This is a genomic window from Geomonas diazotrophica (assembly GCF_019063885.1).
In the GTDB taxonomy this organism is placed as follows: Bacteria; Desulfobacterota; Desulfuromonadia; order Geobacterales; family Geobacteraceae; genus Geomonas; species Geomonas diazotrophica.
This window is the reverse complement of sequence record NZ_CP077684.1, coordinates 643442-656042: the sequence shown is the minus strand read 5'-3', so window position 1 is coordinate 656042 and position 12601 is coordinate 643442. Positions and strand designations below refer to the sequence as shown.

11 protein-coding genes are annotated in these 12601 nt (G+C 49.3%); all 11 read right to left on the bottom strand.

From position 1 onward, the window contains the following. Positions 1–28 precede the first annotated feature (28 nt). A complete protein-coding gene (locus KP003_RS02865; RefSeq protein WP_217300295.1) occupies positions 29–736 on the bottom strand; it encodes a hypothetical protein in 708 nt (235 codons plus the stop codon). Positions 737–772: 36 nt separating this feature from the next. Beyond that, positions 773–1090, bottom strand: a complete 318-nt coding sequence (locus KP003_RS02860; RefSeq protein WP_217300294.1) for a hypothetical protein — start codon at positions 1088–1090, stop codon at positions 773–775. 26 nt (positions 1091–1116) lie between these two features. Further along, positions 1117–2061 carry a hypothetical protein gene (locus KP003_RS02855; protein ID WP_217300293.1) on the bottom strand — a complete coding sequence of 315 codons (945 nt, stop codon included), beginning with the start codon at positions 2059–2061 and terminating at the stop codon, positions 1117–1119. 34 nt (positions 2062–2095) lie between these two features. After that, complete coding sequence (locus tag KP003_RS02850) at positions 2096–3586, bottom strand: ATP-dependent DNA helicase (protein ID WP_217300292.1); 1491 nt, start codon at positions 3584–3586, stop codon at positions 2096–2098. Positions 3587–3683: 97 nt separating this feature from the next. Continuing rightward, entirely contained in the window at positions 3684–3890 is a 207-nt protein-coding gene (gene xseB, locus KP003_RS02845) for an exodeoxyribonuclease VII small subunit (protein ID WP_217300291.1), read from the bottom strand. Continuing rightward, positions 3880–5463, bottom strand: coding sequence for an exodeoxyribonuclease VII large subunit (gene xseA, locus KP003_RS02840; RefSeq protein WP_217300290.1), 1584 nt, complete (start codon positions 5461–5463; stop codon positions 3880–3882). The genes xseB and xseA overlap by 11 nt, the downstream gene beginning before the upstream one ends. A gap of 507 nt (positions 5464–5970) precedes the next feature. Then, positions 5971–6798, bottom strand: coding sequence for a hypothetical protein (locus KP003_RS02835; RefSeq protein ID WP_217300289.1), 828 nt, complete (start codon positions 6796–6798; stop codon positions 5971–5973). 10 nt (positions 6799–6808) lie between these two features. Then, positions 6809–7099 (bottom strand): hypothetical protein, encoded by a 291-nt coding sequence (locus KP003_RS02830; RefSeq protein ID WP_217300288.1) that lies wholly within the window; start codon positions 7097–7099, stop codon positions 6809–6811. Between the two features lie 143 nt (positions 7100–7242). Continuing rightward, positions 7243–9153, bottom strand: coding sequence for an ATP-dependent helicase (locus KP003_RS02825; protein WP_217300287.1), 1911 nt, complete (start codon positions 9151–9153; stop codon positions 7243–7245). Between the two features lie 295 nt (positions 9154–9448). Continuing rightward, complete coding sequence (locus KP003_RS02820) at positions 9449–11278, bottom strand: DEAD/DEAH box helicase (RefSeq protein ID WP_217300286.1); 1830 nt, start codon at positions 11276–11278, stop codon at positions 9449–9451. Between the two features lie 91 nt (positions 11279–11369). Then, positions 11370–12569 carry a DnaA/Hda family protein gene (locus KP003_RS02815; protein ID WP_217300285.1) on the bottom strand — a complete coding sequence of 400 codons (1200 nt, stop codon included), beginning with the start codon at positions 12567–12569 and terminating at the stop codon, positions 11370–11372. Between the last annotated feature and the right edge of the window lie 32 nt (positions 12570–12601).

Here is a 12601-nt window from a genome sequence, read left to right as displayed (position 1 = left end):
GATGAGGGCGAACACTCTCATCCCAGCTTTACTCCCCCTTCCGAATAACGCCGCATCTCAGAGCTAAGTCAATTCCTTGAATCACCATCCTCTGGGCTTCAGTATTGTCGTAACCGGGATACCAGGCAGGGAGCTTTTGAACCATCCATGCTAAGAAATACAATGCAACAAAGCAGTTCATATCTAAGCACGCAAAGCTTCTTTCAGTAAAAACAGGCAGTAAACTTGGACCGATTAGATCACCATTCTCGACAACATGCAGCAGCTCGGCAACTCGTGGTCTAGAAAAGTGAGCTGCCTCTGAGAGATGTCCGTACATTTTCCCAGAGCCGCCTTGAAGGACGTTTTGAATGTTAGGCACCCTCCCTTCCAGTCTTTGTAATGGCTTCGAGTCAAGCTCATGCAATCTTGCCAGAGATTCTAGTTGCTTCCTTATCAATAATAGTGATTCAACCAGATCCCCATTCATAAAAAAGTCAGCTGCCAAAAAGTGAGTCCTAATAAAAGATGATGCTACTCCAACCTGGTATGAGATCTCTGGGGTTATTTTTTCGATCTTAGCCCCCATTCTATTAGCGAGCAGTGCAATCTGACCATCAATATGAATTCGTAGAATGTTCTCTTCTGACTTCTCAACTTTTCGATATTGGTCACGACATTTTTCTCTCGCCACATAGCTGAGGGCTTGGAAATCAACGGCTGATTTCAATATTTTTTCTGCCTTATCAGAAGTCACGTTTCAGTCCCCCATACAAATTCTGTTGCACCCTACCTATCGAAGGTAGGCCTCAATTTTAGCCTCCACCTCACGTAGTCCTGCGCCAAGGGCGTCGAAGAGGGTAATGCCGTTACATTCGATCTTATGGCCTAAAAAATCAATGTAGACACGATGCTCGCCTTCGATGTTTTTTATCCTCATGTCGATCTCATGGTGCAAGGGACGATTGAGCTGGCTTGCAATTTTAGCGGTTTGGGATAATAGACGGTAAAAGTCAGTAGGAACGGTTGTATTTTCTCCGCATACTATTATCTGACCTTTTGATCTAAGCATTGCTTCCTTAAATGTGATGTCTTCAACTAATTCCGACATGCAATTCTCCCTCTAATTTTGTCGCTTTACGATTCGACCGAACGTCTTAGTAGTTCGCAAAAATCTTCAGGTTTTTTCTGCCAAAATTTGTATGCTTCCCTAAATACTTTTTCCGAAACACCACGCCATTTGAGTGGCGTCATGTTCTGGCTGGAGTGTAAGTCGTTGTAACCTAGCTTTGTTAGACAGTCATAGAGCGCATCTGATATGACTTTTGAGGTTCTAGAAATATTAAGATACATGTGTTCATCATTCAGCCACCAGTCTAGGATACTGGCACAGTTATCAAGAACAATCGGGATATACGATTGAGAAAATGCAAGATTAACAGTGTCAATGTCGTGGTTTATTTGCAATGCTTGATATTCTTCTGACAAGTAGGAACGTATTTTGTGAGCCAGAGCATCGTGTAAATCTGACTTCACGAGTGCTTGCAAGTCCTTATTCCAATATGTCATTTTGATTGCCTTCTCGTTGTATAGCTCCGTAAATGTCATTTTTAAATGGAATATCTCGTGCGCTAACAAAGGGCTTTCATTCAAATCTGTAGGCGGGGCAAACGGCATGAGTATAAATGGGAACAAGCCCACCAGGTTACTTTCAGATGAATACCTGCACCTAAAGCAACTCGCGGCCTGATTGAGCCTGCTATTTTTATCATCTGCTTGGACAAGACCTGGTACATTAGATATAGAGTCGAAAATATAGTTGTTAATAGAATCAGCATCTTCCAACACAAGAACAGGTATATCATATTCAACAAAACGTATCTTTACTTTAGATGTATCAAAGCCAAATTGACCTGAAATATGCATAAGCTCGAACAACTTCCTGCAATTATCTTCTTTCACTTCCCTGTAAAACTCTTGATAAGAATCAGCATCAAGCTCTAACCAAGTATCATTATCATATACAATGTCATTTTCTTTATCATCAGAACCGAGTAGTGAGTTCATTACGAACGTATTCATTTACTTCTCCCAAACTAAATGTTACTGCTAATTATTAAAATGAGGCGGCATCCAGCCTATTCAGGAGGTCATTGGGGGGTAGTTTTTTAATAATTGCGCGTAACTCATCATAAAAGGCCTTAGATTCTTTGTCCACATGTATATCAGTGGACTTGAGATATCTCGTCATCGACAGTCCATTGATAGCGCGACATCTGCTTAATGCGACATATGTTTGTCCCGTTTCAAAGGATCCTGACCCTAGATCCAAATGTACTTTTTCAATGGTTTTACCTTGGCTTTTGTGTATTGTCATTGCCCAAGCCAGGACTAATGGGAATTGCTTGTAACAGCCTATTTCCACTCTAGTTATTTCACATTTATCTTCGGCCCAAGCGTAATTAAATTCTGGCCATTTTGTTCTTTCTACATCCACCAGCTTGCCAGTCTGGGCAAGAGACACGACAATTATGTCATTGTTTAACTTAGTAACTACACCAATCGTCCCGTTGATCCATCGTCTTTGTGGATCATTTTTTGTGAACATAACCTGAGCGCCAACTTTCAAAACCAATTCCATAGGTGATGGAAGGCGATCGTCTTTGAATTTACCCTCAATTTCCCCTCGGTACATCCGCTGAGGGGCGTCAATTTTATTTAATTCAGTCAAATTACGCGAGTCCACCTCCACATTCCGTGGCGACAACCATACCGCTCCAAAAGGTGGAGAATCCGTAATCAGGCACACTCTGTTTATCAGGCTAATAGAGGCCTCAAGATCAATACCTTCTCTGATCTTAGTCAATACATCAACAAAGAGCTGATCAGTCTGCCTAAACGTTTTATTTAACTCAACGGCGTAATAGGAAGAGAAGCTCAAACATTTTGCATTATAAAATTTGGCCGATCCATAGATTCGTTCAAACAAATCCTTCGTCTGATTGTTGACTATTGGTGGCAATTGGAACATATCGCCAATCATGATAACGGTCATTCCACCAAATGGCTTGTCTATCTTTTTGTTAAGGCGGAAGAATGCGCTTACACCATCTAAAAGGTTTGCAGTCACCATTGATATTTCATCGATGATTAATAGTTTTGCTTCAGCTATCTCCCTCCTTCTTGGCGCATCCTTAATATCCGTTTTCACGATCCAGGCAGGCGGTAATTGACATAAAGAGTGTAGAGTCTTGCCTTCAATATTGACCGCTGCCGCTGCGGTAGGGGCTCCTAGCAATACCGTTCCTTTAAACTCACTTAGCAGCCATTTGACAAAAGTACTTTTACCAGTGCCCGCCCCGCCTGTTATAAAAATCATAGGGAAGTTATTCTGGACTAATTTCTTCACAAGAAGATACTCTGGCAAGACCTCAATGTCAGATATATTTGTCTCCGTGATTACGGCTGCCTTAGCCCTTGCAACTATGTCTTTGCTATATGTAAGTTCTTGCCTATTGGTTTCGTTGTTTTCTTTTGATTGGCTTGATACTTTCGAGAAAACAAATCCTGCCGCTGTCACTAGTGCCAGCAGTGAAAAGGGATCCATATCCCCCCCGCGTCGGTCTTTAATTTAAGTTTTCACAAAAGAACTCGACCGATCAGAGAAGCGCTCCCCCTGACGGCCGCTCATTCTCGACTACTGTTTAGGCCCCATCTAATTCTTTAAAGGCGTTCATGACCTCGGTCTCGACCTGCTTTAACTTCATGTCCAGGTCCTTTATTAGCTTCGCGCCCTCCTTGACATCCTCTGCCAGCTTGTCTATGGGGGTCTCCGAGTTATCGAGCCGGGTAAGTATCTCGTCTAGTCTGGCTACCTTCTGTTCATAAGTGAGTTCACCGTTACTGTTCATCGCACTGCTCCTTGGAAGTTACTTCACTGGTTATGTATCCATCCGCTAAACGCGTCCTTAATCTGTCACTGGCAGCCACATCAACAATAGAACGGGCCAAGCTCCCGTCGGCACGGTATACTAGGGCAAAACCACGTTGCAGGGCATTCTTTGGGTCGATCGCCCGCAGTACAGCTAACTTGTCATTGAGACTTTTACGTTCAGTATTGATAAAATATCGATACTTCTCCAATCGGAATCGGTCCCGAATACCCGTCAGGTGGCTTGATCTTAGTCTCATTGCAGAGCGGAACCGTTCTCGTATCTGCTGGTCGGTCCGTGTGAGAGTCACCCCCTCCTCCTTGATATGTCTTAGAAACCGCTCCCTTGTAAATCGGACTTTTAAGCTGGCCAAAGAGGTAGAGGCTGTTGCCATAAGGAAACGAACCGTTTTCCCTAGAATCTGTCCTCTCGACGACAATCGATCCCTCAGCCCTTGTACGAGGGCAACGGGTTGGGAGCGTAGCCTTTCCCTTTTGCCCGCCAATCCCAGGTGTTCAGCCGCAATTCTGTGTGTCACCCTAATATGCAACTGGTTTGCCTGTTCACGTAGCCCGCTGCTTACTAGTTCAAGATGTTTCCTCGTGCCTTGGCGGATGCCGATGTCGGCACGCACCAGGTACTCTCGGCTATTTTTATATTTGTAATCCCAGACTGTGCGGAGCGTGCCTGTTGCTTCATCTAGTTGGCGTCGCATCTGCACGAATCTGGCGACCAGCTCTTCAGCTACAGCGGTCGGTGTTTTGAACGCCTTGTTGGTTACATGGTCCAAGACGCTCGTATCGATCTCGTGGCCAATTCCAGACCACACCGGTAGGGGACAGGCCGCAATTCTTCTGGCAATACTCTCGTTGTCGAGATAGTAGAGGTCGGTTTTGCTGCCGCCTCCACGGGCAATAACGATCAACTCCAGATCGAGTCGGCAGAGGGCATCAATGGCCTTAAGGACTGATCGCTCAGTCTGGTCCCCCTGCATCAAGGCGTCCGCTAAATAAATGCGGAAACCGAAACCGGACACGGTCAGGGTCTGGATGAAGTCGTTGTAGGCGGCACTGTTGGCGCTGGTAACTAGGCCGATTCTGAGCGGCAACAATGGGGCAAAACGCTGCTTGTTTGGCTCGAACAATCCTTCCTTTTGCAGTCGCTCAATGATCTCTCGCTTCTTAAGTTCCATTTCGCCCAAAGCGAAGCTGGGGTCGGCATCTATGACACGGAGGGACAGGCCGTATTGAGCGCTGAATTGCAGCGAGCATTGAAAGCCGACGACGGTCCCGTTGTCCAAGACAAGATCAATCCCTTTGCCTCTGAACTGTCCCCTGATTGCGCTCAGGTCCCGCTGCCAAATAGTACAGGCCATCTTTGCAATCATCTTCCCATAAGCGTCAGTTTCGATTAAGTCGCAGTAGAAAGCACCGCCACGTTCTCGGCCTGAGGATATCTCAGCCTTAACCCAGAACTGCTTGTTGATGGCCGGCTCCAGCAGTTCTGTGATTCGCCTTGTTATCGTTGAAAGTGGGAAAATTCGTTTTTCCATAGATGACCAATTCCGCCTCTGATCTCCGAGTGTTCCTTTATCTTCACATTTATTGGCAAAATGCAATAAAAACCCTAATGCCCGTTTGGTTCAGCTGCGGCAAGCAGAGGGTCAAACAACAATGCTTAAAGTGGGCAGGGGCGTTTCATGATAGAAGGCAGACGTATTGTATATCCACGACAACTTCATATGGATGTGGAACTCAAGCGATCGTTCCGTACGTGAGCAACTACGGCGGGGGGGGCGGGTAACACACTTCGACAAATATTCGCCAGCCCATTTGTGGACATCCCGTCGGTATCCCGCCCAATGGCATCGCCACGACGACGCGGTACCCTCATATGGCATCGAACCACCTGAGCAACGCAGTAAACGCCCTTGCCGAGGCCTTAAAAGTAGTGCCCACCATCGGAGAACAACAATAGAGCTGCATTGCAGGGAGAGGGGCAAAGCACCTCTCCCAATTTATTGGACGGATTTCGGTGGGTACTGCTAGGCCGGGGCGCATTAGGCAAACTTGGGATTCCTCGGCACCTCGAGCTTGTTGAAAAACTCGATGCCGATCGCCTCAACCGTCGATCGAAAGTAATCGACGAAGAGGTCGCCATCATTTTCGGTGTACGAAATGGCCGGCAGCATCTCCTTCTCGATGATGTACACGGAAAAGTACTGGGCATACCCGGCGAGGAGGTGCTCCAGCAGTGTGACCGCGACTAACCCCAGGTTGGCAAGATAGACCTGGTCAGGGGTGGTTTCCTCCTCCAGGTCCCCGGCACGGAAGATCTCCTGGATCCTCCGACACCCGTAATCAAAACAGTCGCTTTGGCTTGCGGGATTCTTCATCTCATTCGCGACGGCGGCCTTTTCAGCATCGAGCGCCTTGGCAAACCCGTCGACCGATAAGAACTTTCCGCTCAGGAGCTTGCGGAAAACGGGGAGCATCCTGTCATAGGAGAGCTGCTCCATGCCCACCTGCACAGCAAAGCGCTGGAAGCACTCATCAAGAGATCCCGACTTCCTGTAAATATTTTCCTGCATCCGGTCGATTTCCGACAGAGAATAGTCGGTTAACCCGCCTTGGTACTCATCGTAAGTTCTGAACAGAGCCCTTACGGACTCTATGATATTTTGCCTATTCTGGTTACTCATCAGGAACATGAGGTTGTTGGTGTACTGTGCCTCCGTTCCGTGCACCGACGTCACGTAATTCTTGTACTCCTCGTAGTGCGTTGGGCAGTAGCTTGTCGTCTGTTCTGGGTTTACGTACTTTGCATGCGACGTGCAGCCTGCATAGCTGCACTCTTTTTGGGAGACGGAGATGTTCCAGTTGGGCATGGTCGATTCCTTACGGGGTTGAATTGATCTGGGTAAGAAAGAAGGCGACGGTGGGGTATTTTTCCGTGATCCGTTTCAGGTTCGCGTTTATCTTCCATTCGGGGTAGGACGCCACTGCCTGCTGGCACGAGGCATAGCGCTGGCGGACCAAGTCGTTTGGCTCGGTCAGATGCATCTTGAGCGTCCAGGCCAAGAGCATGGCGATATCGTTGTTTATAGTGCCGTCATGCCACATCGCCTCGATCTCACCGTCCAGTTTTCCCATCATGAGCTTGATGAATGCCTGTTCGTCACTGTTCATTCACACCTCCTGTTGTTTGGTATAGCGGTGCCAGCACCTGCGCTGGCGCCCGGTTCTCTTTGCACCGTGGGGGCGCTCTCCTAGCCGCATCTCGGGTGGCTGGAAAGCCGTACCCGGCGGCGTCGGGGGGGCGGGACCGCTTTTCAGGACGGGCCGATGGGTGGAGCCTTGAACCGGTCTAGGACGTGGCCCGGAAGTTCCTCGACGAACCTGGAGATCTCCTGGCTGAATGCCTTGCCGTAAGAGTTGGAGGAAGAGGTGTAGCCTGAGAGATAGAGGTCGTGGCTCGCGCGGGTCACCGCCACGTAGAAAAGCCTTCTTTCCTCCTCCTCGCCTCCGGGTGTCGAAAGCGCCAGGTTGAGCGGGAACCAGTACTCCACAAGCCCGATGACGAAAACGTGGTCCCACTCCAGCCCTTTGGCGCTGTGAATGGTACTGATGACCACCTGTGACTCCACTTGCTCCCTGTTTTCGACCACAGCATTGAGGCTGAACGACTCCAGCAATTTATTTATCTCCCTGAACTGCCCCGCGAGCTCCAACATGATGCCGATGTCTTGGTCGAGGTCGTCAGAGGACAAGGGGAGCCGTTCCAGCAGCTGGCGCTTGATGGACCTGGCGACGCGCACCAGGAGGGTCCGGATGTCCTGGTTCTTCCGGTATTCGGCGCGGTAGCGATCGATGGTCTCTTTGAACTGGAGGAGTCCGGGGCGATGCACGCTTCGGTCCGCGATGGCCTCCGACCAGAAGTCAGTGTCATTCCTTTCCGCCCTCAATTCCAGCTGGTCGAGGTGGTCTTGGGGGGCCAGGCGCAGCAGGTTGTTGATGGAGAGTAGCGAGATTACATCGAAGGGGTTCTGAACCAGCCGCAGGTAGTCGAGGAGGATCTTGATGTGATCTTCGGCAAAGAAGTCCTTGCCCCCGATAAGCCGGTAATCAATCCCCCTTTTCGTCAATTCGTTCTGCAGGAGCGCGGCTTGTCTCGTGGTGCGGCTTAACACAGCAAGGGAAGGGCGCCCCTTGGCCCTGGCAATGGTGTTCTGGACGGTTTGGGCGATGCAGTGGGCCTCCTCGGCCGGTGTTTGGGCTACTATCAGCCTCGGTTTTCGAGGGGACACTTTCTGAGACCGGCAGGTTTTGAAAATCTGGCTTCTGTTGTTGCCTATGGAGATATTGGCCAGGTCAACAATGCCAGCGGTCGACCGGTAGTTGTTTTCCAGGACGACCTTTTCCGCGTTGAAGGCCGCCTCGAAGGTGATGATGTTGTTTACGTTTGCCGCCCGGAAGCCGTAAATAGACTGGGAGTCGTCCCCGACGGCCGTGAGGTTGGCGTTGTGCAGTTTTTTCAGAATGTTGCACTGGATGTTGTTGGTGTCCTGGAACTCGTCTACGAAAATGTGGTGAATTTTCCCGCGCAGTTCCGCCGCCATCCCGTCCCAGTTCAGCGTATCAAGGAGCAGCCTCTGGATATTGTCGAAGTCGATGCGGCCGCTTCTTTTGCAGAGCGATTCGTACTTGCCGACAATCTTCCTGGTGACAGGAAGGGGGACACCCTGTATCTCTTTGTAGCTCGGGGACGCGAGAAGGTCCTCCATGGGAAGGGCGGCGTTTATGGAAAAACTGTAGAGGGATTGGATGGCGCGGATCTGCTTTAAATTGAGGACACCGTAGGCTTTGGCTGCTATGGAGAAAATCCTGTCGCTGTCCACGCTGTCGAGAATGCTCCATTTGCCGCTCGCATTGACGCCGCTACCGTTCTGTTGGAGCAGCTTCCAACACAGACTGTGGAAGGTGCCGATCCACACCCTCCCGCCAAGGTCAGGGTCCGGGCATGCAGCCCGGACCCGCTCCCTGATCTCCTGGGCGGCTTTCCTGGTAAAGGTGGCGAAGAGAATCGGTCGGTCGCCTGGCTCATCCAGCATGGACAGGGCCCGCGCCACCAGGGTCTTAGTCTTGCCGCTTCCAGCCCCGGCAAGAATAAGGAGGTTGGAGCCGCGATGTCTGACTGCAGCCCTTTGTCGTGAATCGAGCAGTTGCACCAGCACCTCATTCATGAATCAAGAACTTCATGGGTCGCTTCGGGAAAAGGGCGACCGCACGGCCTGGCGGCATTACAAGGAATGGTGCTTCAAGGCGGGAGGATTATAGTTCCTGCAACAAGGAAATGCAACGGGGTAATTGTAAAAACTCCAATGAGCATATCCTTTTGATACCGACCGCCAAGGCAAGCAACCCGTCCAGTGACACCCATTAAAAACGTCGTATGGCAAGGACGAATACCCACAGCCTTACTTGGTAATGCCCCTTAGGGCGCCCTCCAATAAGAGATTATTATTATCAAGCTGTGGGTCAGACGCCTACAGCACCCCTTGCCCCTTCTTTACCATCCCACAACTCAAGGACTCGGGCATAGCTCTGGACACGGTTTTCAAAAACATCGTCATTAACGTCGAGGATTATGCAGTTATCGGTCCCACCATTTTTAGGACCACGCAGACCTCTACCGGCCATTTGCTCGTAAAGCAAAACACTCATCGTTGGCCTGGCGATACAGACAACATCAACTTTTGGGGCATCGAATCCAGTAGTCAGTACTCCATAGTTGCATAAAAAGCGGGGGCCATTGCCGGTTCTAAACTGGTTTACTATAGATATCCGCAAAGATCGGGGAGTCTCACCATATACAAAAGCAGCTGTTCCCGGCTTGTAATGGTTGTTTAACAAATTCGTCAATATGGCGGCATGCAGCACCGAGCAGGCGAACACAAGGACTTTTTTTGAAACCGGGAGACTTACCAACTCCTTTAAAATTTTCTGGTTGCGTGCTCTTTCTTTGCTCAAGATGTCCAGGTAATCCTCTGGAATATCCTTGAAAGTATTTATGTGTTGCAATTGCCTTGGAGTCAGCGCAGGTGAACCCTTGATTTTAAGTAGCCGGTGAGTAACTTCTGCAAGATATTTCTCATTTCTGAGAGTTTCAATGGGTTTATCGTTCAGCCTTTGAGGCCGGATTAGTTTTTCGCCAAAATATTTGCTCAAACTTCTGGTGTCATCGTCATTTGACTTCCAAGGGGTCGCTGTTAACCCTATTACTACCGGTGCTTTCGGTACCGTCTGCCATTTTTTGTGTTGTTTGAGGCCCAGCTTCGTTAGTACGTTCGAATACTCTTTCGTCAACAATCCGTGTGCTTCATCAACAACACAACAACAAACTCGATCCAAATGGCCACGTAAACTTTCAAAAGCCTCTTCCTTATTTTTAAGCCACGCGTGTAGCTGGTCCACAGAAGCAATGAGCACGTGAACGCTGCGAAGGTAATCACCTTCTGTAGGGTCGAGTTCCTTGAGGACGACATCATGCTTGGCACTCTGCCAAACCCTGATAATTTTCATCGGGTTAACGCGCCGTATCGGCTCACCATTTTTTTGAGGGGGGACCTGCCAAACCCCTTTGAAAGCTTCCCATGCTTGCGCCAGTAACTCATGAGAATTTGAGATCCATAATACGATGTCCTGCTTGCCGTTCGCCTGCATTGATAAAGCGAGGTGATCACAAATGGCATCAACGGCGACTCGTGTTTTCCCAGCACCAGTGGGGATAGAAACCATGCGCGCCTTGCCTCTCCCCTCATCCAATAACAGCCTGAGTTCTTTGTATATCTCCTCCTGATAATTGTGGAGTGGCTTCAGCGTGAACACGGGGTCTATTGTTTCAATTTCTTTAAATTTTTGATTGTATGATAGTGCAAAGGAAGGTGGCAGCCCAATAAGCTCGCAAAACTTCTTTGCCCATTTAGAACCTGATTTCCATTTATTGCCCATAATCTTTGAACCATTGGGCTGCTGCACCTTTAAGTTAAGCGCTCCTATGCCAAAGATATTGCGATATTCGTCTCTGACCTTTTGCCAATTTGCTTTAGACAAAGATTTCAATAGTTCAATTCGTACAGCCGAGCCAATATCTGAATTTGAAAGTAAAGTGCAGCCGTATTCACCTATTATCATGTGGTAGAGCTTGTCTCTTTTAAACCCAGCCATCAACGCGCTTTCTGATTTGCGCTGCGAGAATCTAATAATATCCTTTTTCCTATCTGGCAAAGCGTTGAAAACGTTTTGCCATTGAGCGTTGGTAAGCTTATCGAGTACTGCTAGGGTCATAGTCAAATCTTCAGGCTTCACGTGCTCCCCCCTTCTCTCTTAAGTGGCCATGGGGCGGCCCTTCAAACCTAATCGGAAGAAAAGGGATTTGCCTAAAGAGTAAATATCGAAGCTAGCAACAGCCCTCCTCCAGCGGAGCTACTTCGGACCTCGATCCCCCATACCCTTTGAGAACCTCTGATAGTACGTCCTCGGTCAATGGGCCGACATGCGTACGATAGGCATCAAGACAGGTAATCATCCCCTCCAGTTCCCTCAGATCGTTATGATATAGCTCCGCGATGGCCTCCAACGCAGCCGCTGGCAGCAACACTTCAAGCTTTTCCGCAAGACGCTTTAAAAGCGATGGGAGATCTTCCCTTGCCGGCGGTTCCAGGCGGATGTTGATCATCCCCTTTAGCCGAGATATCAGCCTTGGGTTAAGCACGGCGAATTGCTCCAACGGACGCGCGCAGGTTAGAACTACCGGCTTCCCACCACTGGCCAGCGCCTCTAAAGTGTTGGTGAACTCTTCCTGACTCGCCTCCCTCCCCTCAAGGACGTCAATGTCATCGAAGAGAAGGAGATCCGCGCGAAGCAGATCCTGCCGAAAGCTTGCCATTTTTTTTCTGCGTAACGCCTGGATCATTTCCTCAAGGAACGAGCCACCGCTCATGTGTCGGATGCATACATCGGGTGCCGTTTGCTCCAATCTGTGCCTTATGGCATTAACCAGGTGGGTCTTACCGAGCCCCGGTCCCCCATGTACGAGAAGTGATTGCTGCGGTCCCTCTATTCCATTTGCGATTGCCAAAGCACAAGACACCGCGAAGCGGTTGCAGTCCAGTACCCCAAAGTTTTCAAATGTCAGCTGCGCGAAATGGGGCCTCTTTCTTGCGGGGATGGTGTCCCCCTTCTCTTTTGTGCTGACAATCAGGTGGTCCGTGCAGCTGGTTTCAGTTACATCTTCACCCTTTAGCCACTCGAAGTAGACGCGCCCAATCCTGCGTGGGTATCCTTCTATCGCGTAGGTAGCGCCGTTGAAATCCACGGAATAGTAGATCGCTCCGTACACGAAAAAGTCACTGGCATCACTGATTTTCTCCAAACGTTCCACTTCAGGGAAGTTATCCTCTCCTATGTAGCGGAGCTTCCGGCGACAGGGACGCTTGGTGAAGGCTCCATTACACAACTCGGGATTCAGAATCGCGGCGACCTCTTTGAACTTCCGGTACTCCCTCAGATCTCCGCCAAACTCCGCAACCTTGGTGTAGGCCTCATCCAGTCGCTCTTCTTTCTCAAACCCCTCCTGATGCCTTCCTATGACCACCATCCAGGCCTCCCCGTCTATTTCTCTCTAACACC

Bases quoted from the DNA above. Each gene is read 5' to 3' on its own strand.
- KP003_RS02860 (WP_217300294.1), bottom strand. From the start codon at position 1,090: ATGTCGGAATTAGTTGAAGACATCACATTTAAGGAAGCAATGCTTAGA.
- KP003_RS02855 (WP_217300293.1), bottom strand. From the start codon at position 2,061: ATGAATACGTTCGTAATGAACTCACTACTCGGTTCTGATGATAAAGAA.
- KP003_RS02850 (WP_217300292.1), bottom strand. From the start codon at position 3,586: ATGGATCCCTTTTCACTGCTGGCACTAGTGACAGCGGCAGGATTTGTT.
- xseB (WP_217300291.1), bottom strand. From the start codon at position 3,890: ATGAACAGTAACGGTGAACTCACTTATGAACAGAAGGTAGCCAGACTA.
- xseA (WP_217300290.1), bottom strand. From the start codon at position 5,463: ATGGAAAAACGAATTTTCCCACTTTCAACGATAACAAGGCGAATCACA.
- KP003_RS02835 (WP_217300289.1), bottom strand. From the start codon at position 6,798: ATGCCCAACTGGAACATCTCCGTCTCCCAAAAAGAGTGCAGCTATGCA.
- KP003_RS02830 (WP_217300288.1), bottom strand. From the start codon at position 7,099: ATGAACAGTGACGAACAGGCATTCATCAAGCTCATGATGGGAAAACTG.
- KP003_RS02825 (WP_217300287.1), bottom strand. From the start codon at position 9,153: ATGAATGAGGTGCTGGTGCAACTGCTCGATTCACGACAAAGGGCTGCA.
- KP003_RS02815 (WP_217300285.1), bottom strand. From the start codon at position 12,569: ATGGTGGTCATAGGAAGGCATCAGGAGGGGTTTGAGAAAGAAGAGCGA.